This is a genomic window from Nostoc sp. S13 (genome assembly GCF_029379315.1).
Taxonomy (GTDB): Bacteria; Cyanobacteriota; Cyanobacteriia; order Cyanobacteriales; family Nostocaceae; genus Nostoc.
In genome coordinates, this window is the sequence record NZ_JAQYWQ010000056.1 from 19,042 (window position 1) to 41,896 (window position 22,855).

At 42.2% G+C, this 22,855-nt stretch carries 27 protein-coding genes and 1 pseudogene; 16 read left to right on the forward strand and 12 right to left on the reverse strand.

What is annotated here, in order from left to right; all coding sequences use genetic code 11:
• Positions 1–188: 188 nt before the first annotated feature.
• From PUQ00_RS17925 to PUQ00_RS17950, 6 genes and pseudogenes are all read left to right on the forward strand, one after another.
• Positions 189–638, forward strand: a pseudogene (locus PUQ00_RS17925) (DsbA family protein); the annotation flags it as partial.
• 583 nt (positions 639–1,221) lie between these two features.
• Positions 1,222–2,124, forward strand: a complete 903-nt coding sequence (locus PUQ00_RS17930; protein WP_300419072.1) for a cation diffusion facilitator family transporter — start codon at positions 1,222–1,224, stop codon at positions 2,122–2,124.
• A 269-nt stretch (positions 2,125–2,393) separates the two neighbouring features.
• Complete coding sequence (locus PUQ00_RS17935; RefSeq protein ID WP_300419074.1) at positions 2,394–2,642, forward strand: hypothetical protein; 249 nt, start codon at positions 2,394–2,396, stop codon at positions 2,640–2,642.
• Positions 2,643–2,674: 32 nt separating this feature from the next.
• Entirely contained in the window at positions 2,675–4,624 is a 1,950-nt protein-coding gene (locus tag PUQ00_RS17940; RefSeq protein ID WP_300419076.1) for an alkaline phosphatase, read from the forward strand.
• 338 nt (positions 4,625–4,962) lie between these two features.
• On the forward strand, positions 4,963–5,469 hold the full coding sequence (locus tag PUQ00_RS17945) for a PEP-CTERM sorting domain-containing protein (protein WP_300419078.1): 507 nt from the start codon (positions 4,963–4,965) through the stop codon (positions 5,467–5,469).
• Between the two features lie 335 nt (positions 5,470–5,804).
• Positions 5,805–7,007, forward strand: a complete 1,203-nt coding sequence (locus PUQ00_RS17950) for an argininosuccinate synthase (protein ID WP_300419080.1) — start codon at positions 5,805–5,807, stop codon at positions 7,005–7,007.
• Positions 7,008–7,166: 159 nt separating this feature from the next.
• Here the strand turns inward: PUQ00_RS17950 and PUQ00_RS17955 are convergent, their stop codons facing one another.
• Complete coding sequence (locus PUQ00_RS17955) at positions 7,167–7,799, reverse strand: DedA family protein (RefSeq protein ID WP_300419081.1); 633 nt, start codon at positions 7,797–7,799, stop codon at positions 7,167–7,169.
• A 495-nt stretch (positions 7,800–8,294) separates the two neighbouring features.
• Between PUQ00_RS17955 and PUQ00_RS17960 the strand changes: the two genes are divergently transcribed.
• Positions 8,295–8,648, forward strand: coding sequence for an STAS domain-containing protein (locus PUQ00_RS17960; protein WP_300419083.1), 354 nt, complete (start codon positions 8,295–8,297; stop codon positions 8,646–8,648).
• Between the two features lie 480 nt (positions 8,649–9,128).
• On the opposite strand, the gene PUQ00_RS17965 is transcribed toward PUQ00_RS17960, so the two are convergent.
• Positions 9,129–9,689: an Npun_F5560 family protein gene (locus PUQ00_RS17965; protein ID WP_300419085.1), complete on the reverse strand. Its 561-nt coding sequence runs from the start codon at positions 9,687–9,689 to the stop codon at positions 9,129–9,131.
• Between the two features lie 266 nt (positions 9,690–9,955).
• Positions 9,956–10,282 carry a 30S ribosomal protein S6 gene (gene rpsF, locus PUQ00_RS17970; protein ID WP_300419087.1) on the reverse strand — a complete coding sequence of 109 codons (327 nt, stop codon included), beginning with the start codon at positions 10,280–10,282 and terminating at the stop codon, positions 9,956–9,958.
• 405 nt (positions 10,283–10,687) lie between these two features.
• Between rpsF and PUQ00_RS17975 the strand changes: the two genes are divergently transcribed.
• Complete coding sequence (locus tag PUQ00_RS17975; protein WP_300419089.1) at positions 10,688–11,461, forward strand: fumarylacetoacetate hydrolase family protein; 774 nt, start codon at positions 10,688–10,690, stop codon at positions 11,459–11,461.
• Between the two features lie 3 nt (positions 11,462–11,464).
• Here PUQ00_RS17975 and PUQ00_RS17980 read toward each other — a convergent pair whose 3' ends face one another.
• Positions 11,465–11,941 carry a Tic20 family protein gene (locus PUQ00_RS17980; protein ID WP_300419091.1) on the reverse strand — a complete coding sequence of 159 codons (477 nt, stop codon included), beginning with the start codon at positions 11,939–11,941 and terminating at the stop codon, positions 11,465–11,467.
• A gap of 81 nt (positions 11,942–12,022) precedes the next feature.
• Complete coding sequence (locus tag PUQ00_RS17985; RefSeq protein WP_300419093.1) at positions 12,023–12,223, reverse strand: hypothetical protein; 201 nt, start codon at positions 12,221–12,223, stop codon at positions 12,023–12,025.
• A gap of 598 nt (positions 12,224–12,821) precedes the next feature.
• Between PUQ00_RS17985 and PUQ00_RS17990 the strand changes: the two genes are divergently transcribed.
• From PUQ00_RS17990 to PUQ00_RS18020, 7 genes are all read left to right on the forward strand, one after another.
• The gene (locus PUQ00_RS17990) at positions 12,822–15,674 is read left to right on the forward strand and encodes a hypothetical protein (RefSeq protein ID WP_300419095.1); all 2,853 of its coding nucleotides are present in this window, start codon (positions 12,822–12,824) and stop codon (positions 15,672–15,674) included.
• 208 nt (positions 15,675–15,882) lie between these two features.
• The gene (locus PUQ00_RS17995; protein WP_300419097.1) at positions 15,883–16,521 is read left to right on the forward strand and encodes a glycosyltransferase; all 639 of its coding nucleotides are present in this window, start codon (positions 15,883–15,885) and stop codon (positions 16,519–16,521) included.
• 76 nt (positions 16,522–16,597) lie between these two features.
• Positions 16,598–17,743: a hypothetical protein gene (locus PUQ00_RS18000; RefSeq protein ID WP_300419099.1), complete on the forward strand. Its 1,146-nt coding sequence runs from the start codon at positions 16,598–16,600 to the stop codon at positions 17,741–17,743.
• Between the two features lie 10 nt (positions 17,744–17,753).
• On the forward strand, positions 17,754–18,437 hold the full coding sequence (locus tag PUQ00_RS18005) for a hypothetical protein (RefSeq protein WP_300419101.1): 684 nt from the start codon (positions 17,754–17,756) through the stop codon (positions 18,435–18,437).
• Positions 18,418–18,666 (forward strand): hypothetical protein, encoded by a 249-nt coding sequence (locus tag PUQ00_RS18010; RefSeq protein WP_300419103.1) that lies wholly within the window; start codon positions 18,418–18,420, stop codon positions 18,664–18,666. Before PUQ00_RS18005 ends, PUQ00_RS18010 begins: the two co-directional genes overlap by 20 nt.
• Positions 18,667–18,960: 294 nt before the next feature.
• Entirely contained in the window at positions 18,961–19,089 is a 129-nt protein-coding gene (locus PUQ00_RS32850) for a hypothetical protein (protein ID WP_366145964.1), read from the forward strand.
• Between the two features lie 131 nt (positions 19,090–19,220).
• On the forward strand, positions 19,221–19,463 hold the full coding sequence (locus PUQ00_RS18020) for a hypothetical protein (protein WP_300419107.1): 243 nt from the start codon (positions 19,221–19,223) through the stop codon (positions 19,461–19,463).
• Positions 19,464–19,524: 61 nt separating this feature from the next.
• Here PUQ00_RS18020 and PUQ00_RS18025 read toward each other — a convergent pair whose 3' ends face one another.
• Complete coding sequence (locus tag PUQ00_RS18025) at positions 19,525–19,737, reverse strand: hypothetical protein (RefSeq protein WP_300419108.1); 213 nt, start codon at positions 19,735–19,737, stop codon at positions 19,525–19,527.
• Positions 19,738–19,836: 99 nt separating this feature from the next.
• On the opposite strand from PUQ00_RS18025, the gene PUQ00_RS18030 reads away from it, so the two are divergent.
• On the forward strand, positions 19,837–19,986 hold the full coding sequence (locus PUQ00_RS18030; protein ID WP_300419110.1) for a photosystem I reaction center subunit VIII: 150 nt from the start codon (positions 19,837–19,839) through the stop codon (positions 19,984–19,986).
• A 178-nt stretch (positions 19,987–20,164) separates the two neighbouring features.
• Here the strand turns inward: PUQ00_RS18030 and PUQ00_RS18035 are convergent, their stop codons facing one another.
• The 6 genes from PUQ00_RS18035 to PUQ00_RS18060 all read right to left on the reverse strand — a co-directional run bounded on the left by PUQ00_RS18035 (position 20,165) and on the right by PUQ00_RS18060 (position 22,577).
• On the reverse strand, positions 20,165–20,284 hold the full coding sequence (locus PUQ00_RS18035) for a photosystem II reaction center protein J (RefSeq protein ID WP_292759492.1): 120 nt from the start codon (positions 20,282–20,284) through the stop codon (positions 20,165–20,167).
• Positions 20,285–20,354: 70 nt separating this feature from the next.
• Entirely contained in the window at positions 20,355–20,477 is a 123-nt protein-coding gene (locus PUQ00_RS18040; protein WP_012411802.1) for a photosystem II reaction center protein L, read from the reverse strand.
• An 8-nt stretch (positions 20,478–20,485) separates the two neighbouring features.
• A complete protein-coding gene (gene psbF, locus PUQ00_RS18045; RefSeq protein ID WP_012411801.1) occupies positions 20,486–20,623 on the reverse strand; it encodes a cytochrome b559 subunit beta in 138 nt (45 codons plus the stop codon).
• A gap of 9 nt (positions 20,624–20,632) precedes the next feature.
• Positions 20,633–20,881, reverse strand: a complete 249-nt coding sequence (gene psbE / locus PUQ00_RS18050) for a cytochrome b559 subunit alpha (protein ID WP_012411800.1) — start codon at positions 20,879–20,881, stop codon at positions 20,633–20,635.
• Between the two features lie 222 nt (positions 20,882–21,103).
• Positions 21,104–22,126 carry a photosynthesis system II assembly factor Ycf48 gene (locus PUQ00_RS18055; RefSeq protein ID WP_300419114.1) on the reverse strand — a complete coding sequence of 341 codons (1,023 nt, stop codon included), beginning with the start codon at positions 22,124–22,126 and terminating at the stop codon, positions 21,104–21,106.
• 115 nt (positions 22,127–22,241) lie between these two features.
• Positions 22,242–22,577 (reverse strand): rubredoxin, encoded by a 336-nt coding sequence (locus tag PUQ00_RS18060; RefSeq protein ID WP_300419116.1) that lies wholly within the window; start codon positions 22,575–22,577, stop codon positions 22,242–22,244.
• Positions 22,578–22,855 lie beyond the last annotated feature (278 nt).

A 22,855-nucleotide genomic window follows, 5' to 3' on the forward strand; every position in this document is an offset into this window, starting at 1 on the left:
TGTACTCCTACTCGATATACCACTCGTCAAATTCATATATTGGTATTGCTCTTGCGGAAAAAGCATTGCGGGGATTGCCGGTTGATATTGAACGACGACCAATCTATATACCGAAGGAGCGCGGGATAAAGGTAGCTGACCTACAAGGACGAAGTGAAAGCGCCTTGTGATCGTCGTATCACAAAGAAGATTGTCTGCGGTGGGCGAAAAAGTACGGCATTGAAATTCGGCTCAAGGAGTATGAAGAATTTGGTAGGTGGGTCAAGCGCTGGGAGAAAATGAAGTTTGGTCGGGAAGAACTGCCCGCCAGAGCGTATTACGCTGCTTGTGGAACCGGGAAGGAGCATCTGCTTGATGCCGCTTTCTTTCGAGCGTCGTACATTGACCTGCTTGATGTCAACGATGAGTCTGTGATTAGGAAAGTTGCAAATGATGTTGGGCTGAATGGCGATCGCATTCTGGAATTAGTATACGGCGAAGCAGCTAAACAAGCAGCAGTCGCAGCTTTGGCAGAATACGAGCAATTTGGTTGTCCTGGAGTCCCAACCTGGATAGTGCAAGGTGAAAGGTTTTGGGGAAAGGATCGTGTCGATTGGGTAACAGAAAAGGTCAAACAATTAGTAATTAGTTATTCGTAGCGAATTCTTTTTGGAAAAACTCTTCCTCACCTCCCCGCAGGGTAGACGAAGTGCCTATGGGCTTACTTTGCGTCTTTCTGGCTTTAAAAACGCTAGGATTTTACCAAAAAATAATGGTTATCATTTTCATAATTTAGAGTCAGGTTGTTTACAAGTTTTAATTACAAATAAAAGTAATTGTGTAATTAGTAAGAAGTTACTAGCAGGATTGTATTTAATTTGTAAATAATGGATGTTAATCTGCTATGATTCATAATTTTTAACGTAATCATTACCATTCCTTAAATTAACCAAGATAATTTTTATATAGTCTTGGTAAATTAATACATTTTAAATTATCTATCTCTAAAATAGAAAATTAGTGAGTAATTTCCAGAAATATATAGTCTCTATTTGAAGATAATGTTTGATAACGTAGCATTCTAAATTTAAAACAGGGCCATCACAAATATTGAGGTGGGGATTTTTGAGGACAATACTTTAGATTTAAAGGTTTTTTTGGTTAATGCTTTTACTTAAAGGGGATAAATGTAGGTGCGAAAATACTTCGGCGAAAGTACTTAAAAGTCGGCAAAAAGCCAAGATGTTGTGGATAACATTAGGTTTACTTGCTTGTTTTTTTGTTGCTGAGTGGAGTGTGGGTTTGTGGAGTCAAAGTTTATCTCTACAAGCAGATGCAGGACATATATTATCTGATATTACAGCCTTGCTGATATCAGTATTTGCAAGTTTATTAGCACAGCAACCAGTTAAGAGTCAGGCAACATTCGGACATCAGCGTATCGAAGTTTTAGCAGCTTTGTTGAATGGATTAGGTTTGCTAGCGATCGCTACTTTTATCACATGGGAAGCTATTGGGCGCTGGCAACATCCAGCAACAATTTTGGGCTTACCAATGTTAGGAATTGCGGTGTTAGGTTTAATCGTCAATTTACTCAACATTACTTTGCTTCATCCCCACACTCACGACGACTTAAACTTACGGGGTGCTTTGCTTCATGTCATCGCCGATACTGCTAGTTCTGTTGGCGTAATTATAGCTGCTTTAGCAGTTCATCTTTGGGATTGGTGGTGGGCAGATGTCGCGATTAGTTTAGTAGTTGCAATTTTTACTGGTTTAAGTGCTTTACCCTTAGTCCAAGAAAGCCTGAAGATTTTTTTGGAGTATGCACCGGAATCAATTGACCCCATCGAGGTGGAAATATCTCTCAAATCTTTTCCTGGTGTTGTCCAAGTAGAAAAACTTCATATCTGGGCAATTAGCTCAAATAAGGTAATGCTTTGCGCTAATTTGACAGTTGAATGTGTAACGACCCAAGAACGCGATCGCTTACTCACTCAGTTGCAAGCTCACATCCAAAAAAACTTTAATATTGCTGAAATAACTTTGCAGCTAACTAGCTGTAAAAACCCTTCATTAATGCCAATTCATCCTTTATTTAATCAAGATATAGTTTTAATGTTGTCTGCGAGTAAAACAAATTAAAACCAAATAATAGCTAAATATCTAATGCTAGTATAGCACGGTCTAAATCCAGCTACCATCTCAATTAACTAGGCAATTAGCTCAGAGTAACTTATTAAATGTAGACAAACTTTTTCCACAGTCTACTAGGAATAATTATGATTTTTTAGTTAAGGATTTTGGCTATTGTTTGCATAAGTCATGTTTTTCTAAAATCAATATTTAAATATGATGCTTATTGGCATTATTTCGATTTTCAATCGGTTATTTACTCGGAGGTTTACTCAATCATGACTTTAATTCCAAAATCTCAAATGATTTCATTACTGAAACAGTACAAACACTCATTAGTTTGGTTCATATCTGGTCTGTTTGTGGCAATCCTATTGTTCTTCGGAACATCGAATCAACAACCAGCAACTGCCTCTAACCCTGCCTCTAACCTGAGTCATACCACACCCTCTACTCAACTAGATGTAACTGCTACGTACTCAGACTTCAGTGCTACTCATCTAGAACCCAATTTTTATCAGTATTAACGGCTAACAAATTAACTTTAAGGCGCACTGAAATGATTTCATTTTTGCGAAAGTACAAGCGATCGCTATCCTTGACTATGGTTGGCTTTCTCTGTACCATTCTGCTGATATTTGCTAATTCTGTTTTTCAGCCGACTATGGCCGCTGGTAATGGAATTAATGTAATTATCATGATTGGCGATGGTATGGGTTGGAATCTGGCACGGGCCGCAGCCGTTGCCAAAGGTGCCCCCTTTTACACTAGTGGTAAAGGCTCAGGTCTGAGCTTCCAAAAGCTAACTGGATATGCACTAGTGACCACTTATGGCACAACAATTCAGGGAAATACACCAGAAAAGCCAACAGGTCAGCCCCACTTAACAACTAACTCTGCTCTGGATGGGTCTGATACATTCACAGGTGCAAGTCCTGTTCGTCCCAACTTCTCATTTCAGCCTACTCCTTTTAATCCAGGCGATCGATTTGATGGCAACAGTTTGGCAGATGGCAATCTGACAGGTTACGACCCTACTAAGGGCGGCCCTGTTCCCTGGATTCCTCTGACCCCTGCTAATCCTGGTACATACGACAAAGAGTACATCAAACACAGTTATCCCGACTCTGCTAACACCGCTACGACTCTTTATACGGGTGTAAAGAGCTTTAACAACGCGATGGGTGTAGACATTTACGAGAAAAAGTTGAAAACCATCCTGGAAATTGCCAAAGAAAAAGGTAAGTCTACAGGACTAGTTACTTCCGTACCCATTAGCCACGCAACGCCTGGTGCTGCCGCTTCTTTTGTAAATCGTCGCAGCAAATACGACAGTAAGTACGACCCCACCAAGACTAATCAAGACAGTATTCTGCAACAGACATTGCTAAACTTTCAGCCTAATGTCTTGTTAGGTGGCGGTCATCCTAAAGACTTTGACAATAAAAGTAGTACAACTACAGCCGAAGGTGTTTTTAACTACATTTATATTACAGAAGACACTTACAAACATCTCAGTGATAACCCTAAGTCCAATCGTTATGGCTATACCTTTTTGGAACGTGGGCCAAATGCAACTCAGACACTGCTAAAGACGGCTGCTAACATCGGCCCAAATAAGGGAGGCAAATTATTTGGTCTATACGGTGCCCGTGGACAAGAAGGCAACCTTCCTACTAGCTCTTCTAAGGGAGACTACAGTTTGACAGGTCTGAACAACGCCTCGCTCTATAGCTCTGTTGTTAAGAGTGTAAGTCCCTGTCCATCAGGTAAGATCATTCCTGGTACAGTTGGGGATTGTGTTCCTGTGGTTGACGCAGCAGGGAATCCAATCGCTGGCCCGACACCTGATATTGTCCGTCCTCTAGCTCCCGGTGAAACCGATGCTAGCTTTATCGCCAAAGAGATTAATGAAAATCCAACTTTGGCTGATCTGAGCAAAGCAGCTCTAAAGGTTCTAGGTAAAGACAAAGACGGTTTCTGGCTGATGATTGAGGGAGGTGATGTAGACTGGGCTGCTCATGACAACAACATGGATAACCTAATCGGTACCATGAATGATTTTGATAAAGCAGTCCAGGAGGTCATTGGTTGGGTAAACAAGCATGGAGGTTGGAGTAAGAACCTGTTGCTTGTTACTGCTGACCATGACCACTACCTGACTCTGAATAATGACTTTGTTTCAAAGCTAACTCCCAATCCTGATCCTAATCAGGCTAGAGGCTTGAAGTATAACGCCAAGGACATCACCTTCAACAAGCACAACCCTAAAGACGCTGGTCACTTCTGGGGAGCTGATCCAAATTACAAGTACCTCTGGGGTAGCCATAGCCGACGAATTGTACCTGTTTACTACCAAGGTGCTTATTCATCAACTTTGACCCAATCCTTTGGAGAAAAGCTCAAGTTCACAGATAGCTCTGGTACTTACAGTGCGCCCGGTGTTCGAGGAGTGGTTGATCAGAGTCATATCTTCCAGGCGATGAAAACTGCGATCGTCAGTCCGTGAACTTAATACAGCGCTTCACTGAACACTGACTGAATTTTAGATTTTGGATTTTCAATTAAAACAGGACTTACGCACTCAAAACCTGAAACCTAGATCCCCCCTTAAAAAGGAGTGAACTTTAAAAGCCCCCTTTTTAAGGGGGTTGGGGGATCTCTTGTGCCTAAGTCCTATAAAAGATCCAAAATCCTTATAGCAAGCGGATTGATCCGTAGGGTCAATCTAAAATCCAAAATTGTGTAACTGAAAAACTTTGTGTTGCAGAGACGTGCGAACACACGTCTCTGTTTCATAAAACTATTTCGGTATTTTTATATCTGTTGTTTAATCAAGGTAAAAAAATGACTGACTCCATCTTTAAGAAGTTAGCAGCTGTAACGGTGGGAACTGCTCTGATTTTTGCGGTAGGGGAAACTATGCCCGTCCAAGCTAGACAACTCACTTATAATTTCTCTAATGAGAATAAAACTCTCACAGGCACTTTTTCGTTTGACGAAGCAGCAGCAGACGATCAAGAAGTAACGATCGCAGAAGGTTTAAAGATTTTTGCTACCTACGGTGGTCAGTCATACACTGAAGCCAATGATCCTTTAGCATCAGTTTTAACCGACTTTTCGGGAACAATTTTGAACCAAGCGGGGTTGGGGTTGAATTTTACACCTACCAGGTTTAATGTCTACCGTGATACTTTTATCGATCTGAATGATTCGACTGCTGCGGGTGTTCAAACTATTATTTACACAAGTGTTCCAGAGCCAAGTTTTATGCTTGGATTGTCTGTGTTTGGGTTGGGTTTGTTGTTGGCGAAAAAAACAGCATCCTCTAGGTCATCAAGTACAAAAGCTTAAACCAAATTATCAAAAATAAACTGTTAAGCGGTTGATTGGCATCTATAATCTCTTTACTCTGTGTTCTCTGCGCCTAATAAGGTTAAATAAATTACTTTTAAACCGCAGAGACGCAGAGAGCGCTGAGAGAAAAAAGAGATTTTACTAGTCACCTTGAAAGGGCTAATTATATATATAACAGGGTGGGATTATCCATACTGCAAATTTGATTATACAGATGGTGCTATCTAGGTTTGCTGACAATCTGCCTATAGGTTGTTACATCAAGAAAATATACATGGATTAGTTCAGATATAATAATGACTCATTGTTTGTTTTCCTAACTGGAGAAATTAATGGGTCGCGCCAAAAAGGTTGTCCTGGCATATTCTGGCGGAGTGGATACCTCAGTTTGCATCCCCTATCTCAAACAGGAGTGGGGTGTGGAAGAGGTGATTACCCTGGCAGCAGATTTGGGTCAGGGAGATGAATTAGAGCCAATCAGAGAAAAAGCGCTGAAATCGGGTGCAATTGAATCCCTAGTGGCGGATGTTAAAGACAGCTTCGTTAAAGATTACGCCTTTGGAGCGATTCAAGCCAACGCCCTTTATGAGAATCGTTATCCTCTAGGAACTGCCCTTGCCCGTCCACTGATTGCTAAGGTATTAGTAGAAACGGCTGAAAAATATGGTGCTGATGCGATCGCTCATGGTTGCACCGGTAAAGGTAATGATCAGGTTCGCTTTGATGTCTCCGTCACGGCCCTAAACCCCAACCTGAAGATCCTCGCACCAGCCAGAGAATGGGGGATGAGCCGTGAGGAAACGATCGCCTATGGTGAAAACTTTGGTATCCCCTCACCAGTCAAAAAATCGTCTCCCTACAGCATTGACAAGAATTTGCTCGGTCGTAGCATTGAAGCTGGTTTACTCGAAGATCCGTCATTTGAGCCACCAGAAGAAATTTATGAAATGACCAAAGCTGTTGCTGACACTCCCAACGAGCCAGAATACATCGAAATTGGTTTCCACGGTGGTATTCCCACAACCCTTAACGGTATAGCCAAAAAGCCAGTTGAGCTAATTGAACAACTCAATCAGGTGGTAGGAAATCACGCCATCGGCCGGATCGATATGATTGAAAACCGTCTGGTGGGGATCAAATCGCGGGAAATCTATGAATCACCAGCGATGTTAGTCCTAATTCAGGCACATAGGGATTTAGAAAGCTTGACTTTAACAGCAGATGTTACCCATTACAAACGCGGGATTGAAGAAACTTACAGCCAAATCGTTTACAACGGTTTGTGGTACAGTCCACTCAAAGTTGCACTGGATGCCTTTATTCAAAAGACACAAGAGCGAGTCTCTGGAACTGTGCGAGTGAAGTTGTTCAAGGGCAACTCTACGATAGTTGGGCGTTCGAGCGATAATTCTCTCTATACTCCCGATTTGGCAACTTACGGAGCCGAAGACAAATTTGACCACAAAGCTGCTGAAGGCTTTATCTACGTTTGGGGACTACCGACTCGCATTTGGTCACAGCAAACTAAAAGTTAGGAGTCATTCAATTTTAGATTTTGAATTTTGGATTTTGGATTAAAGGAGAAATCTAAAATCTAAAATCCAAAATTGGTAGATTTAGGAGTTAAAAATGCAAAATACAAGAAGTGAAAGTTAAAAAAATAACTTTTTACTTTACTCCTAACTCCTAACTCTTCACTCCTCATTACTCACTTCCTTAACTTGGCGAGCCTCTAACCACAGGGGCACAACAATTAAGGCAGCCAGAATCAGTAAGGCTGCGATCGCAAATTGACCCACCCAAGCAACCAATTGTTCTAAAGAGATAATTTTGCCAGCAAAGAAAGCCAATGTCACCATCAAACTAGCCCAACCAACTGCTCCTAACAAGTTGTATAAAAAGAATTTTCCGAAGGGCATTTCGGCTATACCAGCAAGTGGTGCAGCAAAAACTCGCAACAATGCCAGAAAACGTCCAAAAAATACCGCTTTAGCAGCATTTTTACTAAATTGCTCTTTAATATTCAGTAGACGCACTTCCGAAATCCGAAATATGCTACCAGCTTTTACTAGAAAATCCCAACCGCTAACTCTACCAATCCAATAGCCACAAGTGCCGCCAATGACAGCACCCATAATTGCATCACCGAGAACCAGCCAGAAATTTAGTTCATCGCTACCAGCTAGAAACCCGCCTACTAAGGTCACGGTTTCACCAGGAAGGGGAATGCCTAAATTTTCTAGCAAAATGCCCAAAAAAATTGCCCAATAGCCGTACCTATGGGCGACTTCCTGGATATTTTCTAGTGAAATCAACTCTAAAGACATTCCGCACCGCCGCCTTTACAAATTTTTACTTTTACTATATTTTTGCTTGTTTTTGAGTAGGGTGTCAATCAAACCCCTACATTCAGTGATTAAGTCATTATCATTAGTTATTATTCTGAATAATCCATTACTTATAGTCTATGGTATTTATTAATTTTTGACTATTAACTAGGCAATTATTAGAAATTAATACCACAAATTAATATTTTCTTTTAAAAAAAATAAAAATTTTATAAAATATTTATAAATATCCCGTACAATTATGAAAATCTTGTAAAAGATACGGTTGATACCGAAATTGTTAGGCGCTTATGCCTATATTGATGAAAGTTATCACAAATTATACGGCATGAATACTGAAATAATCGCTCTCAATTGCAAAATTGCAATTACCCAAATATCTGGGTAAAACAGTCATTTTGCCGTTGAAAGAGAGGAGGTATTGATGTCTTTTTTCAATTTTCTGTCAAGTGTTCCAATTACCCTCTTAAATTCATGACTCTCACACAAGAACTTCAAGTGATTTTGTTTAAACCCCAAGGAAGTATAGATTTGCAAGGCGGTAAGGTTTTGAGTGAACAGATGGCTGGAGTAGTACCCCAACCTCATCAACTCTGGGTTATCGACCTCACAGAAGTTAATTTCATGGACAGTTCTGGGTTAGTGCCTTTAGTAAAAGGGTTGAAGGCTGCACGTCAAAGTGGTTGCCGCTTGGTTTTATGCAACGTGCAAGCTCCTGTACGGTTAATTTTAGAACTTACCCAATTAGATTCAGTGTTTGAAATTTTTCACACTTACGAAGATATTTTTACCATCGGCAAAGATAACAATCTGATGCTAGGACGCTAACTAAATAAATCTACCTATAGAAGGATGGTGGAGTCAAGCAATATTTGCATTCTTTCACATTTTCAAAGATAACAGTTTGGTGCTAGCAGGCTGATTTTCTTTTCTGTGTCGAGAAGAATGTTAAGAAAAACTCATGGTTTTGAGCTAGGTAATATCAACGGCAGATGAATGTATCTGCTTGTTGTCAGCCGGTCTACTTAAACCAGTAAAGTAGGAAATGGCCAAAATTGGTCAAAGCAATGCAATTGTTTGTGACACTCCCCAGCCTCTGAGAGAGGGCTTTTCAGATTACTCTGAGCTAATTGCTTTATGTCCGACGCAACTAGTTTAAGGAAGCAGGAGGTAAGAAAGTTTAGAATCTCAGCCTTTGCATTATTTCTAACTTTATAGTTATTTTTGCCTTGATGTACTACTTGGATATCTTCAAAACCCTTTGCCCCGCTAATTTCTTACCTATTTTATCCCACCATGATGGTAACTTTAGGCATTCTGGGGAGTCGAAATGTTAGTTTCTTCGGATGCTGGGCGGGGAAAATTTGGTAAATCAATGCCACTGTGACTAGCATTGCGAGTTTTGAGTGCTAAACGGTAACTCACACTTTGCAGTTCTGCTTGTAGTTGGCGGTTTTCCCGTTGTAGCATTGCTACCTTTTCTCTGACTGGTGTCATCCGCTCTTCAAACTTCCGCCGGTAAATTTGAGGTAACTCTTGTACTACTTGCTCCAACATCCGACTGCGATCGCTGAGTTCTTGAACTGACTGTCGCAATTGGTAAATTTCGGAGTCACGAGTTTTAATTTGCTCTTGGTAGAACGCCACCTGCTGCTCTACAGCTTGAAGTTGTTCTTGCAAAGCCTGTAACTGGGTGAGATCGTGCTCAAGCTCCGGCTGCTGGGGCATAAAACTCGTGTTACCCTTTACCAGCCGGAAGAGTTCTTGAGATAGTTGTTGCACTAATTGATCGCGAAGTTGCAACTCTTGGCGTAGCTGCGATACTTCCGTAGAGAGAATTTGAGTGTTGGGTGTATCAGATTGGCTCACAGTAGCTTACAGCTCCCATTCAGAATCTTGTCCACTCTTAGGTATAACTGCGGGAGTACTACCTTTGGCAAGTATTTGTTAATTTAGCATTCCCAGACAAGTTACGGAAAAAGAAAAAGACAAAATTTTACTGAATGGAATTGGGAATTGGGAATTGGGCATTGGGCATTGGGCATTGGGCATTGGGCGTTGGGAAGAATTTATTCACTATTCTTTACTCCCTAATCTCCCCTACTCTCTACTCTCTACTCCCTACTCCCTAACCACTAAACCGTTGCAGCTACTTTAGCGGGTTTTTCCTCTTCGATTTCCTGCTTAACTGTCAGATAGCGAATCACTTCTTCACTCAAACGCATGGCTCGTTCAAAGGGGGCGATCGCAGTTGCAGGCGCATTGTAGTTTAACTGGATGTAAATGCCATCGCGGTGTTTTTTGATTTCATAAGCCAGACGTCGCTTACCACGATTTTGAATTTGGATATCCTCAGCGCCTTGCTCGCGAAGCAAATTCTGATATTTAGTAATTGCTTGCTCTGCCTGTTCGTCTCCCAGGTCAGGACGGAGAATGTACATTGTTTCGTAACTTGTAGTCATATTTTCAGTCTCCTCATGGACAAAAATGGCTGCTGATAATAATTTATACCTGCTTTTAATTTAAAATGCCAGTATTAATCAACATCTGAAGCAACAAGGAACTATAATCTTACCAGTTTTCTATTTGAATCATTAGCCAAACTGCCAAAGTTTGGATTTTTTGGATGTCCTTAATGAAAACTAGGTCGGGAGGCGACCCGGATATTTCTTTAGCAAGTAAGAATCCAGCTTTTGATGCTGGCCAGCAAGTTGATCTATCAGCTTCGCCAACGAGTATCTTTCTTTAAGGGCATCTATAGCGATCGCTTTTTTGCTCAAGGCTCAATCGGTTCCCTAAATAGCTAACTGAGGATTGCTACCCGCTCACAGCTTCTAATCGCAGAAAAAAGGATATTCATCAAGGTTATGGCGCAGCGCTATGTGCGAATTCAAAATCAAGAAGGGCAGATTTACTATGGGTTACTCCAACTATCCCTCAATGTCCAGGTGCTAGATGCTCCGCCCTGGTTACAAGGACAACCTACTGATTTAACTTTGACACCAGAAAATTACCAAATTCTAGCTCCTTGCGCTCCCTCAAAAATTGTGGCGGTGGGTAAGAATTATGCAGACCATGCAGCTGAAATGGGAACTCCAGTACCTTCTGAGCCACTAATCTTTCTCAAGCCACCCACATCGATCATTCCGTCTGAGAGGGAAATTAAGTATCCTCCGCAGTCACAAAGAGTTGACTACGAAGGAGAGTTAGCATTAGTGATTGGCGATTACGCCTTTGAATGTACACCAGAGGTAGCCCAAACCAAAATTTGGGGCTACACCATCGCCAATGACGTAACAGCAAGGGATTTACAAAAACTGGATGGTCAATGGACGCGAGCCAAAGGTTTTGATACTTTCTGTCCTTTGGGCCCTTGGATTGTGCGGGAATTAAATCCAGGAGCGAGATTGCAGACTTTTGTGAATGAGGACACCAATCCAGTCCAATCTGCCTGTATCGATCAGATGGTGTTTTCGCCCGATGTTCTAGTTTCCTATATTAGTCAGGTGATGACACTACTACCTGGTGATTTGGTGCTTACAGGTACGCCGGAGGGTGTAAGTCCATTGCATCCAGGCGATCGCGTCCGCGTAGAAATTGAAGGTATTGGTCGCCTGGAAAACACCGTAGTGGCTCGTTAACTTCTAACGCACTTGCATATAGACTGCATCGGAAATCGCCGGAATTTCCGCATAACGCCCGCTTACAGACTGGATGACTGAATATGCAACTGCTCCCACTATGCCGATAAAAATGGTTGTGGATAGAGTTTGGATTGCAAAACCACCAGAGGGAACTAGTCCCACAACATCAGTCAGGATGCTAAACAAAAAGATAATGATGTCTAAAAGGATTGCTTGCATAGTGTTGAAACGAATAAAGTGACTAATTTTTTCGTTTCTCACTACCAGCAAAAATAAAGCAAAGAAAATAATCATTCCTGCATAACGCACGCCGTAGTAGATTTTCAATAATGGCACAAGCGGCAGAAATATCAGTTGTAGCGGTGGAAACTCTGAGAGCAAATATCTACCAAATACAAAAACTTCAATTAGAGGAAGCAAATAAGGCAAGGAAGCAAAAATCCGATCTGAAACGGTTGTAGACCCACGCCAAGACATTATGCGTTCTCCTGTGGTTAAATTTTTATAGTTACTTGAGCTTAGGATAACGCAGTTGTTTAGTCTTGCTGGCAAATTCAACTATGTTTCTATATCGGCGATACGAAAGCCCATCATACACTCATACTGGTCTGCCTGCTGTTGAGTAAGTTTGCGAATGGCTTGACCACAGCGCAGTTGACCCCCACGCCAACGGGGTTGACCGCGACCGTCAGCGAGTAAACAAGACTGGCAAACTTGCTCAGGGGCAAGGATTTGCTCGTCTATTAAAATGACTAGCATCGAATCCCTCCTGTAAATTCTCATTGTCACCCACATTTCACTTAGGTGAGGACACGCTTTGTAGCGGCTCTTTAAACCGCTTTAGATAGATTGGATGCGTTTTGCGCGGTTAAGTGTTGTAATTGGCGATCGCAGAGGACACTTAAGAGCCACATCCTACCTCTTTGTAGCAAAAATATGAACAATCACAATTCAGTAAAAATTGTCAAGTGAATCTTAATTTATTGTATGTTGTGTCTATTGCAAAATGAAATTTTAGTAAAAAATAATACAAAATTACTCGCAATAAGTTTAGCAGAGTCGCCAACGGTATTCATCGCAATACACCTGAGAATAGTCAATGCGTGCCTGTTAATTTAGCAATAGATAGTGTCAAACTTAATATTTAGGAAACAACAAAAGCTTTACACATAAGCAACACGGCAACCCTTTTAAATTCATTTGACGCGACTAGTTAAAGGGCGAGAATTCAAGTAAGTAAAACTGAGTTCACTTGATAGCCATTTAAGTGATGCATTTACAAAATACTGAGGTAAACTGGCAAGCAAGGTAATACACAATATTATTGGGCGGCTCGTCGGTCTGGGCATCACTCACAATGGAACACTGGCAATTTCTGATACAGAAACAAGGCGCTCGCTCGTGGCATATCCTAGAATCGCCAAATTTGGAAATTTTGGAAGGGCAGTATAGAGTTTTGGCTCGTTCTAAACTTCCTGATACCGACGTGGAAGTGCGAGTAACTCACTCTTCAACCCAGGAAGTTCAACCCATGCGGCGAATTTTGAAGCGATCGCGTCGCACTAACTCAGAAGGCTTAATGGCGGTAATTCCTTTTACCTACTTTCAGACAGGAGTTTGGGAGTTGCGCTGTTCCGGCGATTTGATGTCGGATCTGTTCGGTAAATCTTGGCAGTACAGTATCCAACTTCAAGTATTGCCCCAGGAAAGAAAGGGGGAGCAAGGAAAGCAAGGAAAGCAAGGGGAGCAAGGGGAGCAAGAGAAGAATGTAGAATCAAATTCACCTGATCACCCAGATACTGTTTCTGAAAACTTGGAATCTATTGCCCCAACAGAACCCACAATTACCTTAGATAAAGCGATCGCTGTCTCCCCAGAACTGGCAATTGCTACAGACAGCAACCCTGCTACCATTGTTCAAGAAAACTTGGAATCTATTGCCCCAACAGAATCTGCAATTACCTTAGATAGAGCGATCGCTGTCTCCCCAGAACTGGCAATTGCTACAGACAGCAACCCTGCTACCATTGTTGTGCCAGATGAAACGGAAGAAGATATAGTTTTTGATGAGCCTGTAAGTCCTGTGTGGCTTAAAGGTGAGACGGCAGAGCAGATTTTACAAAATTTAATAGATTTAGCTTTACCCGCTTCTGAACCTCTGGTAAAAGATGAAAAGATTACAGATTCTCCAGCAACACAACCACTGCCACCATTACGGCTAACTTTAGGTCAGGATACTTACATTGCTCGTTGGGGACAAGCTCTTACAATCAATGGAGAGATAGAACTCAAAGAAAAGACAAATCTAGATCAGGGTGAAACATTATCCCCAAAAAGCTTGCGGGCGCTTGAACTAGAAATTGAACTGCGATCGCCCAAGAACTCGAAAATCTTGACCGAGGTACGGCAACGCTTGCCAGACCAGGAGTTACCCTTTACGATCAATACCTCAATTGATATTCCTGCTGACTGTGAATCTAAGTTAATTTTGGCAGATATCAGTTTGTATGGTAGATTCGCCGATGTTGGTGAAGTCATCCGGTTAGCTAGTCAGTCGTTCACCATTACAGCAGATGTAAAAGAATTACTGGCAATCACAGCCCTAGCAAAACCTAGTACATCAAATGGAAATGGCCTTATAGCACCATCGGACTCATCTGCTACTTTCACAGAACCAGAGACAGCTATGAGGCTCGATTTGAAACTATTCAATCTGGTCAAGATTCCAAAAACACACCAGTCTCTAATACTCAATCCATCCCCAAACACACCCCTACCACCCCAAATTAACCTGCAACTTCTGCGAGAAGCCACCCTGCGGACATCTAAGCTCAAGAATTCCGGCACTTCGCCTCAATTGCCGAAACTGCCACCTGTTCAAATCGATGCCAACCCTTCTACAGATGTTGTTGCAGAACGCGCTACACAGCAGGAGCTTCTAGAAAAGGATGCTACTATAGCTACGATCAACTTGGAGCAGTTGGTCATCAGCCAACGTCGAATGCCAATACTCAACACTACTTTTCCATACTTGAGACGGCTACAAGCTTTGCCAGGTGATGCAGAGGAAGTAAAAAGCAATGTCCCCTCAGATGCATTGCAAGTTTCAGCTGCTGAAGACTTGCCGCAGTTGGATGCAACTGTAGCTGAAGATGAAAATACACCTGAATTAGTAGTAAGTGATGCACAATTCCAGGAGGAATCTGTTGCTGAGGTAGTAGCCCAAACAAGTACACAATTCCAGGAGGAATCTGTTGCTGAAGTAGTAGCCCAACCAAGTACAGAATTGATTACAACAGGCAACCTTTACTCATCTCCCCTACTCAGGAAGTGGATGCACAGCCAAGGATACTCTTTACCTGAATCCATCAATGATCTGCAACCTCAAGACTACGATAACTATGTTCTCGCGCAGCAGACGTCGCTTTCTCTAAGTGCAGAAAATGGGAATGTTGATGTCAATTTACCGTTAAACCTAGATGCCAACACGGAGACGGGCAAAGGACAGGGGAAATGGGAAGAAGTCCAAGAGTTGGCTTCCGAACTGGGGAATTTTGGGGAAGATGTAGACACAGCGAAAGAAGCGGATCTGGGGATAAAAGAAAATACGGAAGTAGAAAAAGTATTAGAACCAACAATCTCATCGGCTCTGTTAACACAACTACCCCTCCCCTCTGCTGCGATAAAAATAAATATAGCTTCAGCTTGGTTAGCCCAGGAAATCGTTGTAGATGATACATATAATGAACTGGAAGTCGATGCAACTAGAAGTTACCCCTTTGAAGAAGAGGAGCAACCACTGTTAAATTTATCGCCTTCCTTACCTATAAATGCGGTAGCCACTGAGCCTTTGCCAATTCCCCAACTGCATATGCCGGAAGGCGAACTAATCGCTGGTAAGCCTATCATAGTGCGCGTAGTACTGCCTGAAGTACCTCCGCAAGTTGTTGTCAAGTTATGGGTTGAAGATTATCAAACTCGCTGGTTACTAGATGGACCCCATTTATTGACAAATTTACTATCTAATGCCTTGGGAGGGTTAGAAGTGATGACGCAATTAAACATTCCCTTTGGGTGTTTGGAAATTCGCTTGGAAGCGATCGCACTTGATCTAACAACCCAACAGGAGAGTCACAAAGTCACAATATTACGAACTGTGATTCCTCCAGACTTGCCAAACTTGCAGCTAGATGAATTATTGGGTATGTGATCTGAAGAGGTTTTGGTAAAGGTGCGGTGCGATCGCTATTTTGGCGGCATAGCGCAATCTGCTTGCCACTGCCAGGAATTGAGGTAAGTAATTAACAGCGTAAAAATAGTACCAAGATTGAGCAATGCCTACTCAATAGTAAATATTACCGAGTTGCTGAAGTTAAAATTCACAAATATTTCCGTAGACTTCGTGGCGGCAAGTGTTAATGCTTAAGCTTCCCACTTACAATCGGAAGCACTATCTGAGTTCTGCTCTCGATAGTGTCTTTTATCAAACCTATACTGACTACGAAATTATTATTATTGATGACGGCTCAACCGATGGGACTGCTGATTGGATTCAAAAACACTATCCACAGGTCAAACTCTTACAAATACCCACTAATACTGGTGCTGCTGCCGCTAGAAATTTGGGCATCAAAAACGCGCTGGGACAATTTATCGCCTTTCTCGATAGCGACGACCAATGGCTACCAGACTACTTGCAACATCAAATTGAAACTCTCAAACAAACACCCACTGCTGTCCTCAGCTACTGCAACTATATCGCCATCACTAGTGAAGATCATAAAGGCGACCGAATGAGCCTCAGTCCAAGCCATCCAGATGACCTAATTCTTTCAATGCTTTGGCGATGCTTCATTCACACACTCTCTCAAGTCGTCATACCCAAATCTGTCTTCCAAACTGTTGGTTTATTAAACGAACAGTTGAAAGGCTGTCATGACTGGGAGTTTTACTTAAGACTGTTTGCACACGGGCAAACAGTACATATCCCCAAATATTTAGGAGCAAATCCTTGGAGATGGCTACATCGGAGGACAAAATCACCAATTCCTTCTTAACCCCATTTCTACAACAGCAACACCCAAAGATGGCATTACTGTAGGCAATATTTCCACTCAAGGTAGTTCTGTCTTTTTGCAGGGACTTAAGATTAATCTCACTGGCTCCAAAGTTGTCACCAAAGGCGGCAATATTACTTTTGATGGCCCCACAATCCTCAATAGCAGTACGGGTGCTTACACTTTTAACTCTGCTAAATCTACTGCTATTTCCAAGGGCGGCGATATTACCTTTAAAAATACTCTCGATAGTAATAGTGCAGGTGCTTCATCCCTCAGTCTGACAGCAGGTTTGGGCAATATTACTTTCAATAATGCAGTTGGTGGTAATGCTAGCCTTAGTTCTATGGGCGATAGCGAGGAGCTAGCCAAAGAACTGGGTGTCAGTTCTGGGCAAATTGAGCGGGCGCTCTCTGCTATCCCACCAGGAAAGGTTCGGCAACTGCATGGGGAATTACCTCAAGATTTATTCGAGAAACTGCTTGGCAAAGACGAGAAAGTGATCAAGGATGTCTCGCGGGAACTAGACTTCGCTGGTAATGATACAGCAGCTGTTGATGGGATCAAGACAACTTTGCGTTCTAAAAAAATTCAAGATGGAGAGCTAGAAAAAGCATTTTCAGAATTGGTGAAGTTTTCGGAGCGTTATCAAGGGAGAGTTTCTGGTGAATTTGCTTATCGCTTTGGCAGAGCAAATTCACCAAAGATAGATCCAATTGGAGCTACAGGTGAAATTAGAACTGCTGAAGATATTTTGGAAGGCAGGACACCATTAGGAAGCATCCGTGAATTAGACGCAATCCCTGAAAACACAACCTCAAAGGGTGAAACTACACAAGAGTACACAACCCCTGATTTTTTGGTAACTGAATCAAATGGCGTTACCCGTCTAGCAGAGGTAAAAACACCAGATGGTCTTGTAACAAAGAATAATATCGACGGTAATCTTAGAGATGCTATTAGCTCAATCAAAAATAGCAATAAGAATCCAACAGGAAAAGCCTATATCCGCCTTGATTATAGACAAGCACCGCCTACAAACTGGACTCGCGACGAAATTTTTCGAGCTGTTAATGGTCGGATGGTCAGAGTTGACAAAGAAACAGGAATAAAAGGAGCTGATGTTGTGGAATTTGTGGAATTTCTTTACAAGAATGCAGCAGGTCAAGCCCAGAAGCTTGTCTTCCAAGTGCAAAATAGTAAATTAGTTATACTCCCTTGAAAAAATTAATATGCACAATCAATCAATTGATAAAACACAACCTCCAATCGCACCTTTACATGACACCTGGGCAGGTAAAAAGAGTGCTGGTAAGTGGTTTATAGTTCCACCATTCGATTTTACGAACTTCTCTATTCAATTAGTCAATGCTTGGTACATCGATAGCACCATAGGAACTATAGATGCTTTTGACGAGCTAGCAAGAGTTTGGGAAGTTTTCTTTAGCCCAAGCAGTGAATCAGATATTAAAGGAGTGGTGCTGGAGTGGCAACCAGGAAACTCCTATGAAGAATACATTGAACAGGTATTACTCGCCATAGGCAAGTATCCTGCTGCCATTGAAGAGCTAGTAATGCAAGTCGATCTGCTGGTCTTTGTCCGCACTGAACAATCCCCCCATCAGCCAATTCGAGCTTGGGTGAGATACTTAGGCGAGTTGATGATTCGTGGTGGTCCAGAGTACGGAGAGCCGTATCTCTGCTTCTCTGTGCATCACACGCTTTTTTATCCATTTTCTCATCATAACGGCGCAGACAATAGCGAACTGTACTCTCTCAATCAGCCCCTACTGGAGAATGCCCTGCGACGGTTGGAGGAACGGTTTGGTTCAATAAGCGAAGTTGAGGGATTACAAGGAATTTATGAATACGGGTTTAAGCCAGAAGAAGAATGGGGTGCAAAATCAACCAATTAACAAAACAACAGATATAATTCAGCCTTTGAATGACACTTGGGGTTTTAAAGGAGCAGACGATAACTTCTGGGCAATAACTTCCTCTTTAGATGATGAAGTTTTGGCTTTAATTGAAAGCAACGCAATAGTCCAAGACTTAGTGGAGTATTTAGAAGTTATCTACAATGATTCTACTGGACAAGAGCAAAGGATAACTTTTCAAGTTCAAAACGGGAATGTGGTTATCTAACCCAGCCATTATCGCACAACTAGGTGTTGGATTTTGGCATTTGCACTTGATTCAAATTATCGCATCTCGCCAAATTGCTGGATATATTCTACTAACTCTTTGGTATGCCCCCCTTCAGAAATTCGTGCCAAATTCCCCACCAGGATAAACAGTTCTCGCGCTCTGCTGACAGCAACACCTTTGTAAATTAGGTCGGCGATTAATAAACCATAGACTCTGCGATCGCTCGACAATTTTGGCCACAGCATCTGGAGAAAGAGCATTAGCGCGTTCGTTGGCAAAACTGCTGATGCTATCAACGACTCTGGTACTGTCGTAGGTTATTCCTCCAACAACGGTAATTCCCCATTCCACCCTTTCCTCTACAGCAATGGCAAAATGACCGACCTCAACAGCTATATAGTCGTGCGTCGCCATCAATGATGCTGGTCAAATCATCGTTGATGTATCACGTTAGGAGGAATTATCATGCCTAAGATAAGGTGTTTGTGTGATAAATCATCAACTTATCTCCGATTCCCAATCCACAAGGATTCAATCTCATCTGGGAACCTTTGCATGAAAAACTAATTGAGGATTTGATCGCTGCATATCAGCAAGCCATATCTAAGCAGGAGTTTGAAGATCAAGCCTACAAACTTCTTTATCCAAAGAAGCCAGAGTTTCCTCAAGTTTATGAATGTCCCAATTGTGGTCGTTTGGCTGTGTTCGCCCATACCTCTGACCCTAGTCCTGCGTTCTGGTTTCATCGGGAGCAGACTGGTGGAGAAGCAGATTCTCTACGTTCCTTGGTTTAGGAAACCGGAGATAGCTAGGAGACTTTGAAGACTGGAGTTTAGACTAGAATGGGGTGCAAAATCAACCAATTGACAAAACAGTACCTCCAATCGAACCTTTAAATGACACCTGGGCGGGTAAAAAGAGTGTTCGCAGGTGGTGTATAGTTCCACCGTTCGATTTGACTTCCCTCTCCACACTGCTATCAGTCTTATGGTTGACCTGGTTGAGAAAATGATCGGGTACATAGGGAACAGGCGATCGCAGCCCCATATCCTCTTCCTCATCTCCCAATATTGGCTGTGTTAAAAATATGAAAGAATTTCAAAAATCTGGCAGAATTTGCAGTAAGCTCATTTTGAATTGTAGTGTCATTTCATAGGAACCTTTACTATGGCAGTTTCTTTTTTGCCTTCTATCTTGGCTAGTACTTCGTACTTGTCTCCGATCTTCATTTCCATAATTGGTTGGGTTTTGCCAGCTGTTACCTTCGCGTTTCTATTTTTATACATTGAAAGCGACGATATCAGCGATATTAAGTGATGTAGTCATTAGGAGCCACTGAGTTGCTCTGGTCAAGTATCAATTCCGTCAGATACATTTCTAGATTATTGGCCAAAATTAATACCGCCCATCTCATAGAGACAGGCGGTTTTTTTAACGTTGATTTCTCAACAAATGCTAGAAAATTTTCACTTATAGTGTTCGGTTCAAACTAATCTTAAATCGAAGAACCGATTCCGGCGTAGGCACCATAAAAGAAAATGCCCAAGACTGTAATTATACCTAATCCTGCGATCGTAGCGACGACCCACAGAGGAATTCTTCCACTTTCAGACACAGCTTCTCTCCTCCCTTAACAACAAATCAACATACGTTCAATAATCAAAGATTAACACCAGTACTTCCACTTAGTTAAAGAAGTAACTGGAAAACAGAATCCCCAGAACGAAAACTAGAAGTAGTCCCAGGTATAGCGAAGTCCGGTTTAGTTCAACCGGCTGATTATTGGGATTGGGCGATCTTTCGACCATAATTGCTCCTAACGGTGAATAAATTGCATTGCGGCGATCGCGCCTAAAAAGAATACAGTTGGTACACCTAATGTGTGAACTGCCAGCCATCTAACGGTAAAAATTGGATAGGTAACTGGTTGATTGATGTTATTGCCGCTAGTCATGATCTCAAACTACTTTCCAATAAATTGTTCAACTTGTTTTTTAGCTTCAAAACGATTCTTCACAATTGGCACTTCCTGCCGCGCTGGTGTGAAATACTCATTGGGGCGAGGTGTGCCAAATGCATCATACGCCAGCCCGGTGCTGACAAATAGCCAACCGGCAATAAACAATGCCGGGATGGTGATGCTATGAATTACCCAGTAACGAACGCTGGTAATGATGTCCGAAAAGGGACGTTCTCCAGTGGTACCTGACATTTAGATCCCTGCCTTTAGATACAGTGTTATTGAGTTTATTATCCTACAAAGTTAAGAAAGAGTTACAAGTTGCAATGTTATTCTCAGAAATAGTGCATTGGGCAAAACAGTTCCTCTTTTGAGAGTTAAGAGTCCTGAGTAAAGAAGTGAGATTTCCCACTCAGCACGGACTAAACGCCCCGAAGAAAGCTAACAGCACTACTCCCCACTCCCTCTTAGTAACTAAGCCGCCTCTGGTGGGGAAGTTGTTTCAGGGTTTGGTAGATATTTGAGCAAAACGCCGCGATCGCCAATTATAAATCCCCGCTCTGGCTCTAAAAACACAATCTTATACAAATTAGCAGCAACTTCTTCCACTGCACGGTCTTTTTCCCAGGTTTTGCCACCGTCGCCACTTCGTAGCAAATTACCGCTACCGCCACTTATCCAGATTTCATTGGGTGTACGATATGCCAAATCCAGTAAACCCCAACTGGTGGATAACTCTGGATATTTTGCCTCTTGCCATTCTTCAGGTTTAGTTGGGTCACTAAACTGAATTTGACCTCCCCTAGCTAGTAACCACAATTGCCCATTGTCAGCAAAGCCCATATTTTCTACCCGCCGAGAACTATTGCGGTTATGGGGTACCCAAGCATCTTGTCCCGGTTCCCAAGTCGAGTAGAAACTACCCTTAGCGGAAACCGCAACATATTTACCATCAGCAGAACGTTCTAAGTTACGCACCACACCCACTGCTGATTCCACCTGCGCTTTCCAGTTTTTGCCGCCATTTGTGGTCTTATATATGGCTCCGACATCAGTAGCCATCTCAGCTGTACTGTCTGCCAGTGCCTTAATTGCGATCGGGCTACCTGGTAGCTTTTCGTTCAGGGGAATACGCGACCAAGAAGCACCTTCATCGGTAGTGTGCAGTAATAGTCCAGGCTCTCCCGCAATCCAGCCTTCTTTACCTGCAAAACTTACTGAGTCAAAGCGATACTTTTGTTCATCCAGTTGCAGTGTTATTGGTTTCCAGGTATTACCACTGTCATTGGTTTCCAACAGGGTGGCATTGCTACCTACTAAGTAACCATGCTCAGGATTATCAGTAAAAGCAATATCCAGCAGATTCGAGTCTGTTGGCACAGAAATGATTTTCCAGGGGTTGTAGCTAACAGAGGGAATTTTGCTACAACTTATGCACATCAAGACTAATATCAACAAGGTAGCTATTCGTTGCCAACTTTTCACAATTGAATGCATCAGTATTTCTTATTTTTTTCTAAATTTTTGTAGGAGTCGGCAGTCAGGATGCTGGGCAATCCTGGGTTTTTCATTGTGAATTTTGAATTTTGAATTTTGAATTGCTTAACGGCTGTCATTGTAAGCCGTAGAGACTGATAAAAAACAAGAAGCCAAGAGCCAAAGCGCCAAAAATTAGAATATTCTTTTGGGTTGGCGTTAGGTTGTTGACACCAAAACCGTAACCGAGATTTTCTTTGAAGCCGGATGCAGTACCCGCAGGGCCGATGTTGGCAAAAGCGGTTTTCTTAGCAGTACAAACTGGACAGCGCCAATTTATAGGCAGTTCTGCAAAGGGTGTCCCTGAAGGAATATCATCCTTGTCGTCTCCCTTCTCAGGTTCGTAAACATAACCGCAGGCTCGACACTCGTAGCGGTCTAACACCGGAGTCTCAATAGCTGGTTCGCTCATAGCTAAGTCCTCGCAAAGGAGAAATCTTAAATATACGTTAAAAATTATGACATAACTGTTAGAGTTTTCTATCACTACCAAAAACGAATCAAATACCTGAAGTGCATCTGTTTCACAGATTTCAGAAAAATCAAACAGATATAATGTAAAAGAAAGTTACGTAGTTAAGGGATTGGGAATTGGGAATTGGGCATTGGGCATTGGGCATGGGGCATGGGGCATGGGGCATTGGGCATTGGGCATTGGGCATTGGGCATTGGGCATTGGGCATTGGGCAT